This window comes from Gymnodinialimonas ulvae (assembly GCF_037543845.1).
GTDB classification, from domain to species: Bacteria; Pseudomonadota; Alphaproteobacteria; order Rhodobacterales; family Rhodobacteraceae; genus Gymnodinialimonas; species Gymnodinialimonas ulvae.
The window spans coordinates 1,371,206-1,391,610 of sequence record NZ_JBBIFX010000001.1 but is presented as its reverse complement, the minus strand read 5'-3'; the positions used below and the strand labels follow the sequence as shown (position 1 = coordinate 1,391,610).

The 20,405-nt window shown below is 64.4% G+C and carries 17 protein-coding genes; 4 read left to right on the top strand and 13 right to left on the bottom strand.

All coding sequences use genetic code 11. From position 1 onward, the window contains the following. The first annotated feature begins 1 nt into the window (after position 1). Together V8J83_RS06635 and V8J83_RS06630 are read left to right on the top strand one after the other, a co-directional pair. Positions 2–1,729: an ABC transporter ATP-binding protein gene (locus V8J83_RS06635; RefSeq protein ID WP_339984727.1), complete on the top strand. Its 1,728-nt coding sequence runs from the start codon at positions 2–4 to the stop codon at positions 1,727–1,729. A gap of 16 nt (positions 1,730–1,745) precedes the next feature. After that, positions 1,746–4,844 carry an alpha-mannosidase gene (locus tag V8J83_RS06630; protein ID WP_339984725.1) on the top strand — a complete coding sequence of 1,033 codons (3,099 nt, stop codon included), beginning with the start codon at positions 1,746–1,748 and terminating at the stop codon, positions 4,842–4,844. Between the two features lie 110 nt (positions 4,845–4,954). On the opposite strand, the gene V8J83_RS06625 is transcribed toward V8J83_RS06630, so the two are convergent. The 13 genes from V8J83_RS06625 to V8J83_RS06565 all read right to left on the bottom strand — a co-directional run bounded on the left by V8J83_RS06625 (position 4,955) and on the right by V8J83_RS06565 (position 19,396). Continuing rightward, on the bottom strand, positions 4,955–6,658 hold the full coding sequence (locus tag V8J83_RS06625; protein ID WP_339984723.1) for an ABC transporter ATP-binding protein: 1,704 nt from the start codon (positions 6,656–6,658) through the stop codon (positions 4,955–4,957). A gap of 1 nt (position 6,659) precedes the next feature. After that, positions 6,660–6,842, bottom strand: a complete 183-nt coding sequence (locus tag V8J83_RS06620) for a hypothetical protein (protein WP_339984721.1) — start codon at positions 6,840–6,842, stop codon at positions 6,660–6,662. After that, positions 6,842–7,804, bottom strand: coding sequence for an ABC transporter permease (locus tag V8J83_RS06615; protein ID WP_339984719.1), 963 nt, complete (start codon positions 7,802–7,804; stop codon positions 6,842–6,844). The genes V8J83_RS06620 and V8J83_RS06615 overlap by 1 nt, the downstream gene beginning before the upstream one ends. Beyond that, positions 7,804–8,808, bottom strand: a complete 1,005-nt coding sequence (locus V8J83_RS06610; RefSeq protein ID WP_339984717.1) for an ABC transporter permease — start codon at positions 8,806–8,808, stop codon at positions 7,804–7,806. Before V8J83_RS06610 ends, V8J83_RS06615 begins: the two co-directional genes overlap by 1 nt. A 322-nt stretch (positions 8,809–9,130) precedes the next feature. Further along, positions 9,131–10,684 carry an ABC transporter substrate-binding protein gene (locus V8J83_RS06605; RefSeq protein WP_339984715.1) on the bottom strand — a complete coding sequence of 518 codons (1,554 nt, stop codon included), beginning with the start codon at positions 10,682–10,684 and terminating at the stop codon, positions 9,131–9,133. Positions 10,685–10,946: 262 nt separating this feature from the next. Further along, complete coding sequence (locus V8J83_RS06600; RefSeq protein ID WP_339984714.1) at positions 10,947–11,381, bottom strand: universal stress protein; 435 nt, start codon at positions 11,379–11,381, stop codon at positions 10,947–10,949. A gap of 125 nt (positions 11,382–11,506) precedes the next feature. Continuing rightward, a complete protein-coding gene (locus V8J83_RS06595) occupies positions 11,507–13,483 on the bottom strand; it encodes a thiamine pyrophosphate-binding protein (RefSeq protein WP_339984712.1) in 1,977 nt (658 codons plus the stop codon). Beyond that, positions 13,476–13,763 carry a hypothetical protein gene (locus tag V8J83_RS06590; RefSeq protein WP_339984710.1) on the bottom strand — a complete coding sequence of 96 codons (288 nt, stop codon included), beginning with the start codon at positions 13,761–13,763 and terminating at the stop codon, positions 13,476–13,478. Before V8J83_RS06590 ends, V8J83_RS06595 begins: the two co-directional genes overlap by 8 nt. After that, positions 13,760–14,536 carry a hypothetical protein gene (locus tag V8J83_RS06585; RefSeq protein WP_339984708.1) on the bottom strand — a complete coding sequence of 259 codons (777 nt, stop codon included), beginning with the start codon at positions 14,534–14,536 and terminating at the stop codon, positions 13,760–13,762. Before V8J83_RS06585 ends, V8J83_RS06590 begins: the two co-directional genes overlap by 4 nt. Continuing rightward, positions 14,533–15,591, bottom strand: a complete 1,059-nt coding sequence (locus V8J83_RS06580) for a Rieske 2Fe-2S domain-containing protein (RefSeq protein ID WP_339984706.1) — start codon at positions 15,589–15,591, stop codon at positions 14,533–14,535. The genes V8J83_RS06585 and V8J83_RS06580 overlap by 4 nt, the downstream gene beginning before the upstream one ends. Beyond that, positions 15,588–15,959, bottom strand: coding sequence for a hypothetical protein (locus V8J83_RS06575; RefSeq protein WP_339984704.1), 372 nt, complete (start codon positions 15,957–15,959; stop codon positions 15,588–15,590). The genes V8J83_RS06580 and V8J83_RS06575 overlap by 4 nt, the downstream gene beginning before the upstream one ends. Beyond that, the gene (locus V8J83_RS06570) at positions 15,956–17,566 is read right to left on the bottom strand and encodes a glutamate synthase-related protein (RefSeq protein ID WP_339984702.1); all 1,611 of its coding nucleotides are present in this window, start codon (positions 17,564–17,566) and stop codon (positions 15,956–15,958) included. The genes V8J83_RS06575 and V8J83_RS06570 overlap by 4 nt, the downstream gene beginning before the upstream one ends. Before the next feature lie 240 nt (positions 17,567–17,806). Next, the gene (locus tag V8J83_RS06565) at positions 17,807–19,396 is read right to left on the bottom strand and encodes an ABC transporter substrate-binding protein (RefSeq protein WP_339984700.1); all 1,590 of its coding nucleotides are present in this window, start codon (positions 19,394–19,396) and stop codon (positions 17,807–17,809) included. Between the two features lie 139 nt (positions 19,397–19,535). Between V8J83_RS06565 and V8J83_RS06560 the strand changes: the two genes are divergently transcribed. Then, positions 19,536–19,967: a YeeE/YedE family protein gene (locus V8J83_RS06560; protein WP_439649754.1), complete on the top strand. Its 432-nt coding sequence runs from the start codon at positions 19,536–19,538 to the stop codon at positions 19,965–19,967. Positions 19,968–19,970: 3 nt separating this feature from the next. After that, positions 19,971–20,402 (top strand): DUF6691 family protein, encoded by a 432-nt coding sequence (locus tag V8J83_RS06555; RefSeq protein WP_339984696.1) that lies wholly within the window; start codon positions 19,971–19,973, stop codon positions 20,400–20,402. The last annotated feature ends 3 nt before the right edge of the window (positions 20,403–20,405 follow it).

Below are 20,405 nucleotides of genomic sequence, written 5' to 3'. Positions count from 1 at the left end.
GATGAGCATCCTCGACATCAAGAACATTCACATCGATTTTCCGACTTCGAAGGGGGTGGTTCATGCGGTGACCGACGTGACGCTTTCCGTGGAGAAGGGTCGCCGGATCGGGTTCATCGGCGAAAGCGGGTCGGGCAAGACGACCACCGCGCTGGCGGCGATGCGGATGCTGGCCAATCCGGGGTTCGTGGCATCGGGCGAGGTGCATCTGAACTCTCTCGACGGCGACACCAACGTCCTGCACCTCGACGAGGAGGGGATGCGGCGCGTGCGGCTGCGCAAGATCAGCTACATTCCGCAGGGCGCGATGAATTCGCTAAACCCGGTGATGCGGGTGGAAGCGCAGATCTGGGATGCGGTCGTGGCCCATGAGGGCGCGATGGAGCAGGCCGCGTTGCAGGCGCGGTCGGATGCGGCGTTGAACGGTGTTGGTCTCGATCCGCGCGTGGTCGGGCGGCTCTATCCGCATGAGTTGAGCGGCGGCATGAAGCAGCGGGTGTGTATTGCGATCGGCACCTGCCTGACGCCGGATCTGATTATTGCGGACGAGCCGACGAGCGCGCTTGACGTGATCACGCAGCGCCATGTGATGCAGACACTGCGCGAGATGCAGGCGAAGATCGGTGCGGGGCTGATCTTGATTGGCCATGACATGGGTCTGATGGCGCAATCGGTGGATGATATCGCGGTCTTGAAGAAGGGAGTTCTGGTGGAATTCGGGCCGGTGCGCAAGATCATCGAGGACGCGACGCACCCTTACACGCGGGAGCTGATTTCCTCGGTGCCGCTGGTGGGCGGCGAGAGTTTCCTGCAGGCACAGGCGGCGCCGCCGAAGGGCGAAGCGCTGGATGTGCCGCTTCTGGAGCTGGACGGGGTGAGCAAGGTCTACGGCTCGGTCACGGCGTTGCATCCGATGAGTTTCGCGTTGGATGGCGAAGAGCCCAAGATCATTTCCATTGTCGGGCAATCGGGGTCGGGCAAATCGACGATGGGCTCGCTGATGCTGGGGTTCAACGACCCCACGGGCGGGCAGGTGCGGTTCAAGGGCGACGATATCAACGCGATGAATGCTGCCGAACGGCTGGAGTTTCGCAAGCAGGTGCAGGCGGTGTTCCAAGACCCCTACGCCTGTTTCAACCCGTTTTACCGGGTCAACCACGCGTTGAAATTTCCGTTTGAAAACTTTGGGATGCAAGGCGATGTTGATGCGGCGATGAGGGAGGCCTGCGAGGCGGTGGGCCTTGATCCGGGCCTGGTTCTGGGCCGCTATCCGCACCAGCTTTCGGGCGGGCAGAGGCAGCGGCTGATTGTGGCCCGCGCCTTGATGCTCAGCCCGAAATTGTTGATCGCGGATGAGCCGGTTTCGATGGTGGATGCCAGCCTGCGCGCAACGATCCTGGCCAATATCCATGACCTCAAGGACAAGCACGGGATTTCGATCATCTACATCACCCATGACCTCGCCACGGCCTATCACGTGAGCGACTACGTGATGGTTTTGTACCACGGCCATGTGGTCGAGGCGGGGCCGCCGACGGAGGTGATCGGCGATCCGCAGCATGCGTATACGCGGCTGTTGATCGATTCGATCCCCTGGCCGGATCTGGACCGCGATTGGGGCGATGCAGGGGATGCGCGCGCGGCGTTGGACAAGCTGGCCGAGATCGGCGGCACGCCCGAGACGGTTTATCGCGGCGACATCCCCGGGTTCACGTTGAGGCAGGGATAGGATGCCGTCGCATCGGATGCGATTGACGGCCGAGAAGGTCGCGCAGCGGCTGCGCCTTATTGCGCCAATGGTCGCCGCGCGGCGGGCGCCGATTGACCGGTTCGTTTTGGAGACCTTGCCCGACGCGGTGGCGCGGCCCGACCTGTCGGTTTTTGCCTGCGACGGACGGGGCGTGACGCTGGATTGGAACGCCTATTGGGGCGGGCAGGACCTGCACTTCGTGCTGCGCTCGCGGTTCACGGTGCCGAAAGGCTGGAAGCATCCGGCGCTGCATTTGCCGATGGGGGTGGCGGGCGATATTTTCACCCATCCCGAGGGGCTTTTGTACATCGACGGAGCGGCAATTGCCTCGGCCGATCGCTATCACCACACGATCGAGATCCCCGAACAATTTGCCGATGGATTGCCCCATGATCTGCTGATCCACGGCTGGACGGGCCTGACCGGGTGGCCGCCCGATCCGAGCAACCGCACGCAGCTTTTGATGCAGGAATGCAGTGTGATCGAGATCGACCGGGCGCTTGAGACGTTTCAATCCACGGCGGAGGTCGCGCTCGATCTGTGTTCGGAATTGAACGACAACCGGCCCGAGAAACACGCGATCCTCACAGCACTTGATCAGGCGTTCCTGGCGCTTGATACGCGCGATCCGATGGGTGAGGATTTCCGCCGCTCGGTCGCGCCCGCCACGGCAAAGCTGTTGGAGGGCCTCGAAAAAGCCGGGCCATCACTGGACATTGACCTGCATGCGGCGGGCCATGCGCATATGGATGTCGCCTACCTCTGGCCCATCGCGCAGATCCGGCAAAAGAACGCGCGGACCTATTCCAATGTGCTGCGGCTGATGGAGAAGCACCCAGAGTTTCGCTTCAGCCATAGCCAGCCGCAACTCTACGATTGGACCGCGCAGGATTACCCGAAGATTTTCGATGGCATCAAGGCGCGTGTGGCGGAGGGCCGGTGGGAGGTTCTGGGCGGCATGTGGGTGGAGCCCGATGCCAATATGCCGGGGCCCGAAGCACTGGTCCGGCAGATCGCCTTGGCGCGGCGGTATTGCGATGCAGCTTTCGGGGAGGGGGCGGAGACGCCGGTTCTTTGGCTGCCCGACACGTTCGGATTTCCGGGATGCCTGCCGCAATTGATGGTGCAGGCAGGACTCAGGTGGTTCGTGACGAACAAGGTAAACTGGAACCAATACAACCAGATGCCCGCCTCCACGACGCTGTGGGAAGGCATAGACGGCAGTCGCGTGATGGCGCAATTCCTGACCACCCCGCGCGAGGTGCAGCACCTGCCGTTCCCGACGAACTACAAAAGCGACCTGACGGCGGAGGAGGTCGTGGGGACGTGGACGCGCTCGACGGTCAAGGACCGGGTGTGCGATCTGTTGATCTGCTACGGCTTTGGCGATGGCGGCGGCGGGCCGACGGATGAGTTGATCCGCAAGGCCAAGGTCTGGTCGGCCATGCCGGGCGCGCCGCGATTGACGCCGTCGACCGTGCGGGCGTTTTTCGAAGCCCTGGAGGACAAGGCGCATCGGTTGCCTGTGTGGCAGGGGGAGTTCTACCTTGAGGGGCATCGCGGGGTGCTGACCTCGCAAGGGTGGATCAAACGCGCCAATCGCAAGGCGGAGGTGGCGCTGCATGACGCAGAGCTGGCGATGGCGCTGGCGATGGAACGCGGCCATGCGCCCGAGGATCTGACGGCGGTGTGGCAACGGCTGTGCACGAACCAGTTCCACGATATCCTGACGGGTACGTCAATCGGCGTGGTGTTCGAGGACGCGCGGGCCGATTTCGACTGGATCATGGGCGCGGCGGAGGGCGCGTTGGCGCGCGCCGGTTCCGCGTTGATGCCCGAGGGCGCGGATTGGCTGGTGCTGGACGGGGCGCCGCTTGCGGGCCGACGGCAGGTGGTGCTGGACGGCCCGGCGGCGGAGGACGGCATGGCCCTGCCGGCGCAGGTGGTGGCGGACGGTGTGTTGGTGGAACTGCCCGAGGGCGTGCCTTTGGCGGCGCGCGCGTTGGAACACGCGGCGGCGGGGGCCGAGGTGTCAGGCGCGCAGGCCTATACCGAGGACGCAGGCGCGGTGATGGAAAACGAGCTTCTGCGGGTCGAGATCGGCGATCACGGGATGATCACCCGGCTATTTGACAAGCGCGCCCGGCGCGAAGTCTTGAAGCCGGGTACGTTCGGTAACCGATTGGAATTGTTCGAAGACCGCCCCGTAAGCTGGGACGCTTGGGACATCGATATCTTCTTTGAGGATCGCGGCGAAGTGGTCGGCGGTCTGACCCGGATCAAGGTGGTCGAAACCGGCCCCCTGCGCGCGGTGGTTGAGGTCGAGCGCGCATTCCGCCAAAGCCGCATCACGCAGCGGATTGTGCTGCGCCGCGGCTCCGCCCGGGTGGATTTCGAGACCGATGTCGATTGGCACGAAACGCATCTGCTGCTGAAGGCGGCATTCCCGGTGGATATCCGCGCCAGCCGCGCGATCTTCGATATCCAATGGGGTCAGATCGACCGGCCCACCCATCGCAACACCTCGTGGGATGCGGCACAATTCGAGGTTCCGGCGCAGAAATGGGCCGATCTGAGCGAGGGCGACTACGGTGTCGCGCTGCTCAACGATTGCAAATATGGCTATGACGTGCGCGATGATGTGCTGCGCCTGTCGTTGATCAAATCGGCGACGATGCCCGACAGCGGCGCGGATCAGGGCGCGCATCGCTTCACCTATGCGCTGCTGCCGCATCTGGGCAACACGCGGGTTGACGTGCGGGCAGAGGCCTATGCGCTGAACTACCCGCCGCGGGTGTTCTCGGGTGGCGGTGGCGGGCAGGGCGATGCGGTTGAGCCGTTGGTGCGCTGTTCGTCTGGGCGCGCGGTGATCGAGACGGTGAAACCGGCAGAAGACGGCGACGGCGTGATCGTTCGGCTGTTTGAGGCCCATGCCACGCGCGGCCCGGTTGCGCTGACATTTGGTGGGGCGGTGAGCGAGGTGGCGCGCGTGGGTCTGTTGGAAGAGGGCGGCACGGCGCTTGAGATGAAGGACAGGCGCGTGGAATTGCCACTGCGGCCCTATGAAATTGTGACCCTCCTCCTGCGGTTCTGAGCGCGGCGGGTCCGCTCTTCCATCGGTTCGGCATCGGTTCAAGCCCAATGGACGACGGGGATGAAATCCCCCGGCAGGTCGCGCGTTGCAGGCGGCGGAAAATCCGGGCCTTACGCCACCGCCAGCCCTTCGTCGCTCAGCCCATCCAGACGCGGCATCAGCGACAGAAGGCTCTGCGTGTAGGGATGTTGCGGGTCGGCAAACAGCGCCTCGGTCTCGGCGACTTCGACCAACTCGCCGTTCTTCATCACGCCGACCCGATCGCACATTTGCCGCACGACGGGAAGGTCGTGGGAGATGAACAGCATGGTCAGCCCAAGGTGTTCCTGCAAATCCTTGAGGATGTTGAGGATCTGCGCCTGGATCGACACGTCGAGGGCGGAGGTCGGCTCATCACAGATCAGGAAACGGGGCTGCGTGGCGAGCGCGCGCGCGATCGAGATGCGCTGCCGCTGACCGCCGGAAAATTCATGCGGGTACTTCAGGCCGGCGTCCGCGCCAAGGCCCACGCGGTCGAGCAATTCGCCAACCCGATCCTTCAACGCCTGACCCGCCAGAAGCCCGTGATGGGCGGCGGGTTCGGCCACGATTTCATCGACGCGCATGCGCGGGTTGAGCGAGGAATAGGGGTCCTGGAAGATCATCTGGATCTGCTTGCGATAGGCATCGGGCACGCCGCCGGGGGCGGGGGCGACCTGTGCGCCGTCGAACCAGACCTCGCCGCCATCGACCCTGTAGAGCCCCGCGATCATCCGCGCGATGGTGGATTTGCCCGAGCCGGATTCCCCGACCAGGCCAAAGACTTCGCCTTCCTTGATATCGAAGCGCGCCTGATCGACGGCGGTGAAAAACTGACGGTTGCGGGGCAGGATCGCGCGTCTTTGCAGGAAGGTCTTGGTCAGCCCACGTGCCTCAACCAGTGCCTTTGAGCGGTCGACCTTGGTCCGCGGCCAATTACGCTTGAGGTCTTCGATGGCGAATTCCGTGACGCGCCCGCCGTAGGAGATCAAAGGAAAGCGATGCAGCTTGCGGGTGGGCCGTGGCACGGCGGCGATGAGGCTTTTGGTGTAGGGGTGGTTCGGCTCGCCCAACACTTGCTTGGTCGCGCCGGATTCCACCACTTCGCCCATATACATGACGGTGACCTTGTCGGTCGTATCGGCGATTACGCCCATGTCGTGGGTGATCAGGATCACGCCGACCTGCCGCTCGCGGGTCAGCTCCTTGATCAGGTCGAGGATCTGCGCCTGGATCGAGACGTCCAGCGCGGTGGTGGGCTCATCCGCGATAATGACGTCGGGCTCCGAGCACAGCGCCAGCGCGATCACCACGCGCTGCCGCATCCCGCCGGAGAATTGGTGCGGGTATTGGTCAAGGCGCGTTTCGGGGTCGGGGATCCCGACGCGGTCGATCAGGTCGCGGGCGCGCTGGTTGGCCTCCGCGTCGGACACGTCGAGATGTTCGGATATCGTCTCGACCAGTTGTTGGCGCACGGTGAAAAGCGGATTGAGCGAGGTCAGCGGGTCCTGGAAGATCATGGAGATCTTCTTGCCCCGGAGGCCGCGCATGGCGTCGGCATCGAGGCCCGAGATTTCTTCGCCCTTATAGCGGATGATCCCGCCCGCGATGCGACCGGGGCGATCCAGAAGGCCCATCACAGCGGCCCCGATGGTCGATTTGCCCGCGCCGGATTCGCCGACAAGGCCGTGGATTTGGCCGGGTTCGACGCTGAGATGAGCGGATTTCACGGCGGTAAAGACCTGACGGCGGGTCGGGAATTCGACGGTGAGGTTTTCGATCTCGAGAAGGGGCATGTCAGCCGTCCTCCGGCCAAAACAAGTTGGCAGATATGGTTGCTACCACCGTTGTCATGGACAGGACGGCATAGCGCCATGTCTCGCACAGGCCGCGCCGTTCCGCGATGTAGTGCGCGAGCGCTGCGGACGGTCCAAGTGAGGTGCCAACGAAAAGCATCAGGAGGATGTTGAACTCTTGCATCACCGCAGCCTCGGATTAAGCGCGTCGCGCAGCCAATCCCCCAGCAGGTTCACCGACAGTGCCAGCACCAGCAGGGTCGCGGCCGGGAACACGAGGATCCACCAATTGCCCGAGAACAGGAATGTCTGGCCGATGCGGATCAGCGTGCCGAGCGAGGGCTCGGTGGGCGGTGCGCCGACGCCCAGGAATGACAAAGTGGCCTCAGCGATGATGGCGAGTGCCAGTGAGATCGTTGCGATCACCAGTACGGGCGACAGGACATTCGGCAGGATGTGGCGCGCCATGATCGTGAACGGCGAGCGCCCGATCAGGCGCGCGGCCTGCACGTATTCCTTGTTCTTTTCGACCAGCGTGGCGCCGCGCACGACGCGGGCAAACTGCACCCAATCCGACAGGCCGATGGCGAGGATAAGGACGGCAATCGCCACTTGGTCTCTGTATTCGATGGGTGTGATCCCCTTCGCGATCCCGAAGATCAGCATGGCGACCAGGATCGAGGGAAAGGTCAGCTGGATATCGGCGATGCGCATGATGATCGTCTCGGTCCAGCCGCCGACATAGGCCGCGATCAGGCCAAGTGTGACGCCCAGAACCAGCGCGAAGGTCACGGCGGCAAATCCCACAAACAGCGACACGCGCATCCCGTAAAGGATGGTGGAGAACACATCGCGGCCCTGGTCATCGGTGCCCAGGATGAAGCTTTCCCCGGTGAAGACGGAGGGGGTGCCGGGCGGGGTCAGGCCGTTCATCAGGTTCAGGGTGGCCGGGTTGAACGGATCGTGCGGGGCGATGAGCGGCGCGAACACGGCCGCCAGGATCAGCACGAGCGTGACGACGGCCGAGATCATCGCAACGGGCGAATGCCGGAAGGCGTAGCCCACGTCGCTGTCCCAGGCGCGTGCGAAGCGCGACTGCGCGCGGGCCTGGGGGATCGCTGGAATGTCGTCTGGTGTATCTGTCATCAGCTTACCCTCAGACGCGGATCGATGAACACGTAAAGCAGGTCCACGATCAGGTTGATCGCCACGAACATGACCGAGATCAGCATCAGGTACGCGGCCATGACGGGGATATCGACGAACTGAATCGCGTTGATGAAAAGAAGCCCGACGCCCGGCCATTGGAACACGGTTTCGGTGATGATCGCGAAGGCGATGATCGAGCCGAGCTGCAGGCCGGTGACGGTGATCACCGGCACCATGGTGTTCTTGAGCGCGTGGCGAAAGTTGATCGCGCGGTCGCCGAGGCCCCGGGCGCGGGCGAAGCGGATGTAGTCGGCGCGCAGCACTTCGAGCATCTCGGCGCGCACCAGCCGCATGATCAGCGTCATTTGATAAAGGCCAAGCGTGATCGCGGGCAAGATGATGCTTTGCACCCCGTCCCAGGTCGCGAACCCGGTGGTCCACCAGCCCAGATCAACGGTATCGCCGCGCCCGAAGGTGGGCATGCCACCGGTGTTGATCATCGTGTCGGTGAAGGGGATGCGAATGTCGAGCCCGACGCCGAAGCCGTAGATCAGCAGCACACCGATCAGGAAGGTGGGCAGCGAGACGCCGATCAAGCTGACGGTCATGATGAAATTGGCGGTCACGCCCTCGCGGCGGATGGCGGTGAAAATGCCCAGGCCTATCCCGAAGATCAGCGCCAGCGCCCCCGAGATCATCGCAAGCTCAAGCGTCGCGGGCAGGCGTTCGGCAATGATCTCGGCGACGGGCCGACCCTGCCGGTAAGATATCCCCAGATCGCCTTGCACGGCGCGCACCAGGAAATCCCAATATTGCACGAAGAACGGCTTGTTCAGACCCAGCTGCTCGCGCAGGCGTTCGATGTCCTGCATCGTACGCTCCTGCCCGAGCATCGTGTCAATCGGATCGCCCACGAAGCGGAACATGGCAAAGGCCACGAGTCCCACGACAAGAAGGACGAGCAGGGATTGGAAGACGCGACGCAGGATGAAGCTGAGCATGGGTCGGTTGTGCGGCCTCACTGTGGAAGGGTCAAGGCGCGACACCATCGTCGCGACGCGTTGGGGACGAAATTTGCCGCACGATGCAACCCTGCGCTGTCAAATGCGTCTGGCGCGCAACAGATGGGCGAGGCCGGGCTGTGCCGTATCCTCTCGCGCCTGCTTCCTTGTTTCCGAAATTCTCCGGGGGTGAGCGGGGTTTTCCGCAGAAAACCCCGCTCAAGGGGGCAGGCCCCCCTTTAGAGGATTGGGGCGCGCGAGGGGGGTCTTGCCCCCTCGCACCCGTAAAGGGATCCCGACCGCTGGAGCAGGGCGCGCCAGATCAGTTCTCGGCGCCGACATTCACCCAACGCAGGATGAAGAAGTTGTCGGGCCGCTGGGTCAGCTCGATCCCGTCGCGCACGCCCCAGAGTAGCGGCTGGACATACATCGGAACGTAAACCATGTCGTCCTGGATGATTGACGCCGCTTCATCGAGCATTGCCTGACGGGCGCTGTCGTCGATCTCGGATTGGATCATCGGCAGCATCTCGTCGATGCGCGGGTTGGAATAGCCGCCGAAGTTCCAGGTGCCCAGACGTTCGCCATTGGTGTGGACGAGGAAGCGGATCGGGTGTTCGGCATCAAAAGTGCCGGGCGACCAGCCCAGAAGATACATGTCGAAATTGTCTTCCCGCAGTTCGGGCCAGTAATTCGAGACCGGCATCGCATCGAGCGTTGCCGTCAGGCCGACCTGCGCCAGCATCGCGACGATGGCTTGACAGACGGCTTCGTCGTTGAGGTAGCGGTCGTTGGGGCAGGACAGGGTGAATTCCGCGCCATCCGCGCCCGCCTCGGCGATCAGAGCGCGCGCGCGGTCGAGGTCATAGGCCGGGCGCTCGGCGTTGGCCTCGGAATAGCCGCGCATTGCGGGGGAGACGAGCTGGCTCGCCTCTTCGGCATTGCCTCCCATGATCGCCTGCAGGATCGCGGGCACGTTCACGGCATGTGCCACGGCCTGGCGGACACGAACATCCGCGAAGATGTTTTCACCGCCGTTTTGCAGCGTGTCGTGGTCATGGGCGAAGCCCAACATGATCACACGCGCTTCGATCCCGTCGAGCACATAGACGCCGTCGGACTCGTTGACGCGGGCCGCGTCCTGCACCGGGACCGGGTCGATCAGGTCGATGTCGCCTGACAGAAGCGCGGCGACGGCGGTGGCGGAGTTCTGGATCGGGGTGAACACGGCCTCGGTCACGTTGTGCTCGACCTCGCCCCACCAGCCGTCGAACGGCACCAGCACGGTTTCAAGATCGGGCTGGCGGCTTGCGAGCTGGAAGGCGCCGGTGCCGTTGACGTTGCGGGTGGCGTAATTCTCGGCGTCGCGGGCCGGGCGCTCGGCGCCGTTGTCGGCGGCCCATCCACTGTCCATGATCATCCAGTTGGCGATGCTGTCGGGGAAGATCGGCTGCGGCGAGGAGGTCAGGATATCGACGGTGAACTCGTCGACGACGACCACGTCGGAGACCGGCGCGAACCAGCTGGCCACGTCGCTGTCCTCTGAACTTGCGCGCTCGTAGGAGAAGCGGACGTCTTCGGCGGTGAAGGCTTCGCCGCCATGGAACGTCACGCCCTCGCGCAGGTTGAAGCGCCAGCCCGCGCCATCGGGCAGCGGCTCCCAGCTTGTCGCCAGCGCGCCTTCGATGGCCATGTCGCGGCCGCGGCGCACGAGGCCCTCATAGACGTTGTTCAGAAAGCCCAGAACCGGCGCGGAACTGACGGCGTGGGGGTCCATGGTTTGCGGATCGGTGGTGGCGGCCCACCGGAAGGTTTCGGCCTGCACAGGCAAGGCGGTGGCCAACGCAAGGGCGCTGGCGACGATATAGCGGTTCATAAAATCTCTCCCCGGAGGTTCATTTTTTGACACGGCCCGGCCGCCGCTTGGGGGCGAGCATAGCAGGGGGATTGGGGAAGTCACGGGGGGAGACTGGCGCGGATTTGAGCGCCTGACGTCGAGTTGTGCACGCGTGCACAAATCTATAAGCTTCTGAAAAAATACATAAAGACAATTTTCTTTACACATTTTTAACTCTTTCACCCGGCCCGCGCGCGGGGCCTCACGGGTTCGTGAGCCGCGCGCGGGTCGGAAGCACCGCTCAGTGCACCGTCAGCACCGAGCATGTCGCACCATGCCCGACCTTTTGGCTGACCGAGCCGAGAAACAGGCTTGCGACCGAGCCAAGGCCGCGCCGACCCATCACGATCAGATCGGCATCGTTGAGCTTGGCGATGTGCAGGATGGTTTCGGTGGGATCACCGGCCATGGTGGTGGTGCTTGCGGGGGCGACACCGGCCTGCGTCGCTTGGGCCACGGCGTCTTCCATGACCTTGGCCCCGGCCTCTTCGATCTTGGCCTGGCTCAGGGGCAATTCAACGACGGAATAGCCCACCGCGACGATGGTGGTGTCGATCTGCGGCGTGTGCACAAGGTGCAATTCGGACCCGAAAAGCTTGGCCAATTCGCAAGCTTTGGTGAGCGCGTGTTTGGCCGGGTCGGAGCCGTCGACAGGGGCGATGATGGTCTTGAACATGGGGTGTCCTCCTGGGGTTGCGCGCGCAATTGGTTGCGCCTGCAAGTATGGCAGAGGCGCGACCGGAGGGCCTTGAGATGGATCAAGGTCCGCGCAAAAGGCGCGTGGGGGACCAGGTGGGGGAGTTACACCAATTCCGCGTCGGTCATGATCTCAACCAGCGCGGGGCCATCGATGGCAAGCGCCTCGATCAGGGCGGCTTCGACATCCGCGCCCGTGGTGACCTTGGCCCCATGGGCGCCGCAAAGCCGGGCAAATGCGGCGAAGGAGGGGTTGACCAGCGAGGTTTCCCACACCGGCCATTCACCGGCGCGCTGTTCCTTGGAAATCTTGCCAAGCTCGTCGTTGTGCAACAGCACATGGGTGACATCCATGCCGTATTTCACAAGCGTGGTCAGCTCCATCGCGTATTGGCCCAAGCCGCCGTCGCCGGAGATCGAGATGACCTTGCGCCCGCGCAGATAATCGAAATCCTGCGTCGCGGACCACGCACCCATGGCGGCGGGCAGGGCGAAACCGATGGAGCCCAGATAGCCCGACATCATCACGTGCTGACCCTTGGTCTCGAAATAGCGGCCGAACGAATAGGCGTTGTTGCCGACATCGACCGCGATCAGGGCATCGGCAGGGGCGACGCGCGAGAGGGCCTCGAAAATGGCGGCGGAATGGACACCGTTGGTGCCCTCTTCAGTGAGGCGGGTCTGCTTTTCGGCGCGCCACATGCGCCAGCGGTCGGCGACATCGGTGATCTGATCGGCGGCCTCGGGGTGGCGGCGGACGGCGGGGGCGATGGCGTCGCAGAAGGCGCCGATCTCGGCCCAGACCGGCAGGGTGACGGGGTGGAATTTGCCAAGCTGCATCCGCTCGAAATCGACCTGGATCGTGGGTTTGCCCCGGTCCACGCCGGTGTGGTTGGAGAACGACGCGCCAAGCACGATTTGCAGGTCGCATTCATTCATGAACCAGCTGGCGATAGGCGTACCGGAGCGGCCCAGGACACCGGCGGCATTGGGATGGCTGTCGGGGATCAGGCCCTTGCCCTTGAACGTAGTCACGACCGGCGCGCCCAAGATTTCGGCCAGCGCGATGATGGGATCTTTCGCGTCCCACGCGCCGTGGCCCATGATGATGAGCGGGCGTTTGGCGGCGGCAATCAGGTCGAGGACGGCGGCAACATCGGAGTCGCCGGGTTTGACCACGGGCGCGCCGATCCGGCCCGCGGGCGTTCCGGCGGGCGCGTCGCTGGGTTGGGTTTGCACGTCGTCGGGGAAGATGAGGTGGGCCACGTCGCGTTCGATCAGGGCGGTTTTGACGGCGAGGGTGGCCAGCTCGGCATGGTTGGAGGTCGAGAGCACCGGCTGCGAAAAGCGGGTGACGGCGTCGAAGGCGGATTTCAGGTCGATGTCCTGAAACGCGCCGGGGCCGAAAACCTGCGTCTGCACCTGTCCGGTGAGCGCGAGCACGGGTGCGCGGTCGACCTTGGCGTCCCACAGGCCGGTCAGAAGGTTGGTGGCCCCCGGCCCCGCGATGGCGAGGCACGCGGCGGGCTTGCCGGTCAGTTTGCCGTAGGCCGACGCGGCGAAGGCGGCGGCGCCTTCGTGACGGATGCCGATGTAAGCCATGTCGCCCGTGAGCGTTTGTCGCCGGATCGCATCGGCGAGCCCGAGGTTGGAATGGCCGACCATGCCGAAGACGCGTTTGACGCCCCAGTTGACCAACGTCTCAGTCATCGCATCGGTCACGGTGCGGGTGTGGGGTGGCTCGGGCGTCAGGCCGACGAAGACCTGTCCGTCCCGCAATTCGACGGGGTAGGTGGCCTGCCCGGTGTCTTCGTGCCCGCCCGGAGGTGCGCCGGTCAGCGGGTCGAAATCCCAGCCATGCCAGGGGCAGCGGATCCAGCATTTGTCGTCGATGCCGCGTTCGATCGTGCCTTCGCCCAAGGGGCCGCCCTGGTGCGGGCAATGGTTGTCCATCGCGGCCCATTGGCCATCGAAATGCGACAGGCACAGGAAGGTGGTGCGCGCGGTGACGGTTTTGACGCGGCCCTCGGGGATTTCGGAGATGTCGGCGACGCGGATCCAGTCGAGGGTGCCGTCAGTCATGGTCATCGTCCTTTGGGCTCAGCGCGTCGAAGAGTTTTTGCAGGAAGGTGAGGGTGACGAAGAGTGCCGCCACCCAGATCAGCAGCTCGAACGGGGCGGCGTCGGTGCCGCGCAACCAGCGGGCAAGCAGGCCGCCCTGGGGCCGGAGCGCTTCAAACCCGAAGAGGCCGTCGCGGTCCCACAGGCGCAGGTCATAAAAGCGCGAGATATAGTAGAAGAACGCCGCCGTGAGCGCGGACAGCCCGAGGAAGAGCACGCGGCGGATTATTTGGGGGATCATTGGGCCAGCACCACTGTGTCGGTATCCACGCTCAGCACCAGCAGATCGCCGTGGCGCGCCACATCGCCTTCGAGGGTCACGTAAAGGCCGACGTAATCGAACAGCGCGGGCGGCAGGACGTCGTCGCCCGCGCCGGTGATCAGCAGAAAACCCTCGCCATCGACGGGTTGGGTCGAGACGAAAACCGGCGGCACGCCGCCAACGAGGCACAGGTTGGCGCAGGCACGGTGCGCGATGCCATTGCCCGGGCGCATGGCGCCTGCCTGACACTTGCCGTCGCAAATCTCACCGGTGATCTGCCAGCGGCCAAGAGGCTCGGGCTCGGGGATGTCGGGCAGGGTCGCGGGTTGATCGTCGGCGGCGCGGAAATTGTTGCCGCCATTGAGTTGCAGCATGTCCAGATTACCGCGTTGCAGAAGGATGCCGGTGGCCGAGACCAGTTGCCCTTCAAGCGCGCGCGCGCGGTCCACGGCGCCGTTCTTGCCCTGACCCGACAACATAAGCGTGTGCCCGACGGGGATCGCGTCGGTGCCTTGGGTGACGTGGAGAATGGGGGCAGGGGTGAGTTCGAGAACGCCCATGACGGTCTGCGGGCCGAAGTCGAAGCGCAGGCGGCCATCGCCGGGATCATCCTGCGTCACCGCGACGGCATAGGCGAGGCCCGCCGCACCAAGCATCAGGGCAAGGCACGTCGCGGTGAGGAACAGGCGCAGGCCGGGCGGGGTGGCCAGGTAGCCGACGAAAAACGGCGTGTCGTCTTTGGGGGCGGTCATGGCAGGACCTCCGGGTTTGGGGCTGGCAGAGGGTCAACGGGGGTGCCGGGAGCATTGGGCGTGGGATCAACGAAGACCGTGCCGCCGTCGAGCTTCACCCGGTAGGTCGGAACGGTTTCGGTGAACGGCGCGGGCGAGCGGCCTGTGCGGACATCGTATTGAAAGCCGTGCCATGGGCAGGTGACGAGGCAATCGAGAATGCGGCCCTCGCCGAGCGGCCCGTTTTGATGGGCGCAGGCGTTGGAAATGGCCGAGAGCATGCCTTCGTGGCGGAACACGGCGACGCGGTCACCGCCGGGCAGGATCGCGATTTTGGCGCGGCCTTCGCCGATGTCGGCGGCGGGGCCGACTTCGACCCACGCGGCGGCGGTGGTGGCCGGGGCGGCGTGCCGTTCGCGCAGGGCGGCCAGGACGTGGAGCGCCGCGACCAGCAGGGCGCCTGCGGTGAAGATCACGGCGAGCGTGTCGTTGCCGCGCGATTGGAACGCGCCAAGCGCGACATGGCCCACGACGGCGGCATAGGCCGGATAGATCAGGAAATGTAGGGCCTTCCACACCGGCGGCGTCAGGAACTTGAGCCAGAAATCATGGCTGGTGACGGCCAGAAGCAGTAGGCAGATCAGGGCGAAGATGCCCAACGCTTCGAACGGGAAACCGAGCACTTGGCCGTAGCTTGTGTTCGACGACAGCACGGCCTCCCACTGGGTGGTGCCCTGGCGGAAGGAAAAGTACCAGCCAAGCACGAAATAGGCGTGGCTGAGCGCGACGGCGGCGGTCATCACGCCAAAATGGCGGCGGTTGTAGAGCAGCGGCAGGAACCGCCGATCAAGCCGCGCCAACGGCCCGATACACAGGATCACGGTCAGCATCACAAAGGCGCAGGCCCCGAAAGCGCGGGCGTTGCGGATAGGTGCATTGATCGGAAATTCATGGTTCAGCGCGCCGGGTGCCGCGTAGATGAAGACCCACAGGAAGCCGACGATGCCCACCAACATGACCGCGTCATACCAATATTTCGACGGGTTCCATTGAACGGGTGTGTATTTGACGCTCATTGCGCGGGCTCCGGGGCGGTGAGTTGAACCGGGGCAATGTCGGCGGGCCAAGTCTGACGGATGGTCAAGGCGGTGGCCAGCGTGACAATCACGACCAGCGCCATCAGCACAGCGGCGACGCCATGGGCCGCGCGTGGCGGGGAATGGCGCGCTTGCCAACGGGCAGTGCCGGTTTCCTCGCGCAGCCAACGCCAGATGACCAAGGGCCAGATGAGCAGGACCGCAGGGATCAGGAGCGGGCGAAACGCATATGCCCCGCGCGCGTCTTCGTCGATGCGGTCCATGCCGATCGTTAGGAAGAGGGCGGCCACGCCCGCGCCGATCAGGGTGTAGATCTGCGCGGCCATTATGATCGCGCCGGCGCTCACCTTACGCCCCCGTAGGCCACACCGGACAGATCAGCCATGTCTTTCTTCCATGTCGTGAGGTCATCAAGGGTGAAGCCGCGCAGGTGGTCGTGCCCGCACGCCCGCGCCATGACCTGCATCAGCTCGACACTGGCGTCGAAGAAATTGGCCAGCTGGCGGGCGGATTTCTCGATCACCAGGCGGTTGGCCAGATGCGGCTTTGTGCTGGCGATGCCGACGGGGCAATTGTTGGTGTGACAGGCGCGCATGGCAAGGCAGCCGATGGCCTGCATGGCGGAATTCGACAGCGCGATGGCATCCGCGCCGAGGGCCAGCGCCTTGACGAAATCGGCGGGCGTGCGCAGCCCCCCGGTGATGACCAAAGTGACATCGTCGCGCCCGAGTGTGTCGAGGTGGCGGCGCGCGCGGGCCAGCGCGGGGATGGTCGGGGTGGAGATATTATCGCGGAAAATCAACGGGGCGGCCCCGGTGCCCCCGCCGCGCCCGTCGAGGATGATGTAATCCACGCCGACCTCAAGGGCCGCGTCGATGTCGCGTTCGACATGTTGAGCGGAGAGTTTGTAGCCGATGGGAATGCCGCCCGTTCGGTCGCGTACCTCGTCGGCGAAGGCCTTGATCTGCGTGGGTGAGGTCCATTCGGGAAACCGCGCGGGCGAGATGGCATCTTCGCCTTCGGGGATGTCGCGCACTTCGGAGATCTTGCCGGTGTTCTTGTGGCCGGGCAGGTGACCGCCGGTGCCGGTCTTGGCCCCTTGGCCGCCCTTGAAGTGGAACGCCTGCACCCGGTCGAGCTTGTCCCAGCCGAAGCCGAACCGGGCGGAGGCGAGTTCGTAGAAATAGCGGCTGTTGGCGGCTTGTTCTTCGGGCAGCATGCCGCCTTCGCCGGAACAGATACCGGTGCCCGAAAGCTCCGCACCCCGCGCCAGCGCGATCTTTGCAGGCTGGGACAGGGCGCCGAAGGACATGTCGGACACGAAAAGCGGGATCTTAAGACGCAGGGGTTTTTGCGCGTTGGGCCCGATCACGACATCGGTGCCGACCGCGACATCTTCCAGCATTGGCGGGCGGGCCAGTTGCGCGGTCAGGATCTGGATATCGTCCCATGTGGGCAGGTCATCGCGCGGCACGCCCATGCTGTCGATGACGCCGTGATGGCCGGTTTTCGACAGACCGTCGCGGGCGTATTGCTGAATCAGGGCGTTGGCGGGTTCTTCGGCCGTGCCGTGGGAGGTGTCGGCGTAAAGCCCGAGATAGGCGTCGCGGTCAAAGGGTTGCGGATTGTCATCGGCCCAGGCGGCGATCTCATCGGCATCGACGAGGATCTTGTCGTCCTCGACCCAGGCGGTGAATTTCGGCAGTACCTCTTCGTTGGCATAGGCCGAAACGCCGGTATCGAGGCGGTAATCCCAATCATGCACCCCGCAGATCAGGTCTTTGCCACGCACGAAGCCGTCCGACATCAAGGCACCGCGATGCAGGCAGCGCCCGTAGAAGACCGAGACCTCGTCATCGAAGCGCACGACGACGAGATCGACTTCGCCGACCAGGGCATATTGCGGGGAGCGGTCGGGTATCTCGCTATAGGTCGCGACGGCGGTCTTGTTCACGGGGGTGTCCCTTTCTGGGATGCGGGTTTGGTGCGCCGGTTGAGGGGTCGGAATGAGGGGGCGGGCACGCCCATCGGTTGCGTTTTGAAGAACCATACACGCAGAGCGCGAGCCGTGTCACCGGTGTCAAACGCGACGCGCCGTCACGATTTCGAAGGGGCCCATGAAGACGGCCCGGCGATGGGAACCGCCGGGCCGTGGGGATGTGTCAGATCAAGGCTTCGCGGAAAGCCGAATGCCTCAGTTCAGTTCGAAATACTTGAACAGGACCTGATCGTCGGCGTCGACCTCGGCCGACCACGTGTCCGAGATGCCCCAGTTGAGGATCTGGTTGTGGATCGGCAGGTAGATCAGCTCTTCCTCGGCCATCGCGAAAAGCTCGGCGATGGTCTGGTTGCGGGCGTCGAGATCGGTGTTGGAGGTGAGCGAGACGATCATCTCGTTCATCTCCGGATTGTCGAAGCGCGTGCCGTTCCACGACCCGCGGCCTTCGGCGCGGCCATGGTAGAGGAAGTTGAAGATATATTCTGCATCATAGGTCGGAACGCCCCAACCCAGGAGGTAGAAGTCGGTCTCGAGGTTGGCGATCAGCGGGAAATGCTGCGCGCGGGGCAGGGCCGAGAGGTTCACGTTGATACCCAGTTGCGCGAACATGCCGACGGCGGCCTGACAGATCGCCTCGTCATTGACGTAGCGGTCGTTGGGGCAGTCGAGCTGGATTGTGAAGCCGTCGGGATAGCCTGCCTCGGCCATCAGCGCCTGGGCGGCGGCGACATCATAGGCGGGGTATTCATCGAGCTCGGCGGTCCAGCCGTTGACGGGCGGGGGCGAGAGGACACCGGCGGGGGCGGATTGGCCGCGCATCACCACCTGCTGGATGGCTTCGCGGTTGATCGCCATGTTCATCGCCTGCCGCACCAGCGGGTTTGCGAGGGGGTTTTCGCCCTCGACATCATCAAGCGTCAGGTCGGCGTCGCCCACGTTCATTCCGAAGAAGATCACGCGGTTTTGCGGGCCCGACAGAAGCCCGATGCCATCGGCGGCTTCGACCCGTTCAAGGTCCTGCACCGGCACATCCTGGATGAAGTCCACTTCGCCGCCGAGGAAGGCCGCGAGCCGGGTGGCGGGGTTCTGGATCGGGGTGAATTCAATCCGGGTGATATCCATCGGATATTCATCCATGCCCCAGTAGGTAACATTCTGGCTCAGCACGGTTTCGGTATCGGGCGTGCGGCTTTCCAGCGTGAACGGCCCGGTGCCGTTGACGTTGCGCGCGGCGAAGGTGTCTTCACCGCTTGCGTAATCCTGCACTTCGGCGGACCCGTTTTCGGTCGACCAGCCTTCGTCCATCATCATGATGTTGGTGAGGTTGTTGGGCAAAAGCGGGTTGGGGCCGTCGGTTTCGACCTCGACCGTGTAATCGCCCACGGCACGGACGTCGACCACGCCCGACAGCAGCTCCTTGAAGTTCGAGGTCTCCTGCATCGCGCGGTTGAGCGAGAACACGACGTCGGAGGCATCGAACGCCTCGCCGCCGTGGAAGGTCACGCCTTCGCGGATCTGGAAGACCCAGACGTTGGGATTGTCAGCGGACGGCTCCCACGAGGTGGCAAGCGTCGGCACCATGGCGCCCGACATGTCGTTGAGGACAAGCGGTTCATACACCTGGTGCATGAGGGTCGTGGTCGGGCCCTCGTTTTGCGAATGCGGATCAAGCGTCAGCGCCTCGGCGGCGCGCGCCCACCGCAGGGTCTCGGCGTTCAGGGTGGTGGCCGTCAGGGCGGTGGTGGCCAGAAGGGCCGTGCCGAGCACGGCGATACGATGTTTCATGGTCTTCTCCCGGTTGGTCCCCGTATGGGGCGCAGGTGTCAGTCGTTGCCGACACCGCAGAGTATTGGTGCGACGTCGGGATTGTCCAGCCGGGGCAACGCCCGATATGTGGGCAGAGTTGAAACGCAGGAGGTGCGCGATGGAAACGGAGTTCACGCCTTGGGCGTCGCTGGCGGGCGGCGCGATGATCGGGCTGGCGGCGGTGTTGCTGATGTTGGTGGCCGGGCGCGTCATGGGCGCGACGGGGATTTTGGCGGGCGCGTTGATACCGGCCAGCCGTGCGGACGCGACGTGGCGGTGGGTGATGATCGCGGGCATGGTGAGCGCGCCGGCGCTCTATCTTGTGGCGACGGGCGGCTGGCCCGAGATCACGGTGCCGGTCAGCACGCCGATGCTGTTGATCGGCGGCTTTCTGGTGGGGGTTGGCGTGACCTTCGGCGGCGGCTGCACGTCGGGCCACGGGGTCTGCGGGATCGCGCGGATCTCGACCCGGTCGATCGCGGCGACGGCGGTGTTCATGGTGGCGTGTTTCGCGACGGTCTATGTCGTGCGCCACGTGGTGGGAGGGTAACCCATGCGGTTGGTTTTGATCTTTTTGATCGGGGCGCTGTTTGGCCTTGGAATCGTCATCTCAGGCATGGGCAACCCGGCCAAGGTAGTGAATTTCTTCGACATCGCGGGGACGTGGGACCCGAGCCTGATCTTCGTGATGGGTGGCGCGTTGGCGGTTACATTGGTCGGCTACCGCTTGGTTCTGCCCAAGGACAGGCCCCTGTTCGACACCGCCTTTCACCTGCCGCTGGCGCGCCAGATCGACCGTCGCCTGGTGGGCGGCTCGGCGGTGTTCGGCATCGGCTGGGGCATTGCAGGTTTCTGCCCCGGCGGTGCGCTTCCGGTGTTGGGGGCGTTCGATGCGTCGGTGTGGCTCTTCACCGGGGCGCTTGTGGCGGGTATCATGGCTGCGCGTCTGGGTCCGGGCCTTATTGCGCGGCGGGCGTCAGTTTGAGGG

What these genes read in the sequence shown, in the direction of transcription:
- V8J83_RS06555 (WP_339984696.1), top strand. Translation starts at nt 19,971, where the DNA reads ATGCGGTTGGTTTTGATCTTTTTGATCGGGGCGCTGTTTGGCCTTGGA.
- V8J83_RS06620 (WP_339984721.1), bottom strand. Translation starts at nt 6,842, where the DNA reads ATGCAAGAGTTCAACATCCTCCTGATGCTTTTCGTTGGCACCTCACTT.
- V8J83_RS06590 (WP_339984710.1), bottom strand. Translation starts at nt 13,763, where the DNA reads ATGATCCCCCAAATAATCCGCCGCGTGCTCTTCCTCGGGCTGTCCGCG.
- V8J83_RS06600 (WP_339984714.1), bottom strand. Translation starts at nt 11,381, where the DNA reads ATGTTCAAGACCATCATCGCCCCTGTCGACGGCTCCGACCCGGCCAAA.
- V8J83_RS06615 (WP_339984719.1), bottom strand. Translation starts at nt 7,804, where the DNA reads ATGACAGATACACCAGACGACATTCCAGCGATCCCCCAGGCCCGCGCG.
- V8J83_RS06605 (WP_339984715.1), bottom strand. Translation starts at nt 10,684, where the DNA reads ATGAACCGCTATATCGTCGCCAGCGCCCTTGCGTTGGCCACCGCCTTG.
- V8J83_RS06595 (WP_339984712.1), bottom strand. Translation starts at nt 13,483, where the DNA reads ATGACTGACGGCACCCTCGACTGGATCCGCGTCGCCGACATCTCCGAA.
- V8J83_RS06610 (WP_339984717.1), bottom strand. Translation starts at nt 8,808, where the DNA reads ATGCTCAGCTTCATCCTGCGTCGCGTCTTCCAATCCCTGCTCGTCCTT.
- V8J83_RS06625 (WP_339984723.1), bottom strand. Translation starts at nt 6,658, where the DNA reads ATGCCCCTTCTCGAGATCGAAAACCTCACCGTCGAATTCCCGACCCGC.
- V8J83_RS06635 (WP_339984727.1), top strand. Translation starts at nt 2, where the DNA reads ATGAGCATCCTCGACATCAAGAACATTCACATCGATTTTCCGACTTCG.
- V8J83_RS06580 (WP_339984706.1), bottom strand. Translation starts at nt 15,591, where the DNA reads ATGAGCGTCAAATACACACCCGTTCAATGGAACCCGTCGAAATATTGG.
- V8J83_RS06565 (WP_339984700.1), bottom strand. Translation starts at nt 19,396, where the DNA reads ATGAAACATCGTATCGCCGTGCTCGGCACGGCCCTTCTGGCCACCACC.
- V8J83_RS06585 (WP_339984708.1), bottom strand. Translation starts at nt 14,536, where the DNA reads ATGACCGCCCCCAAAGACGACACGCCGTTTTTCGTCGGCTACCTGGCC.
- V8J83_RS06560 (WP_439649754.1), top strand. Translation starts at nt 19,536, where the DNA reads ATGGAAACGGAGTTCACGCCTTGGGCGTCGCTGGCGGGCGGCGCGATG.
- V8J83_RS06630 (WP_339984725.1), top strand. Translation starts at nt 1,746, where the DNA reads ATGCGATTGACGGCCGAGAAGGTCGCGCAGCGGCTGCGCCTTATTGCG.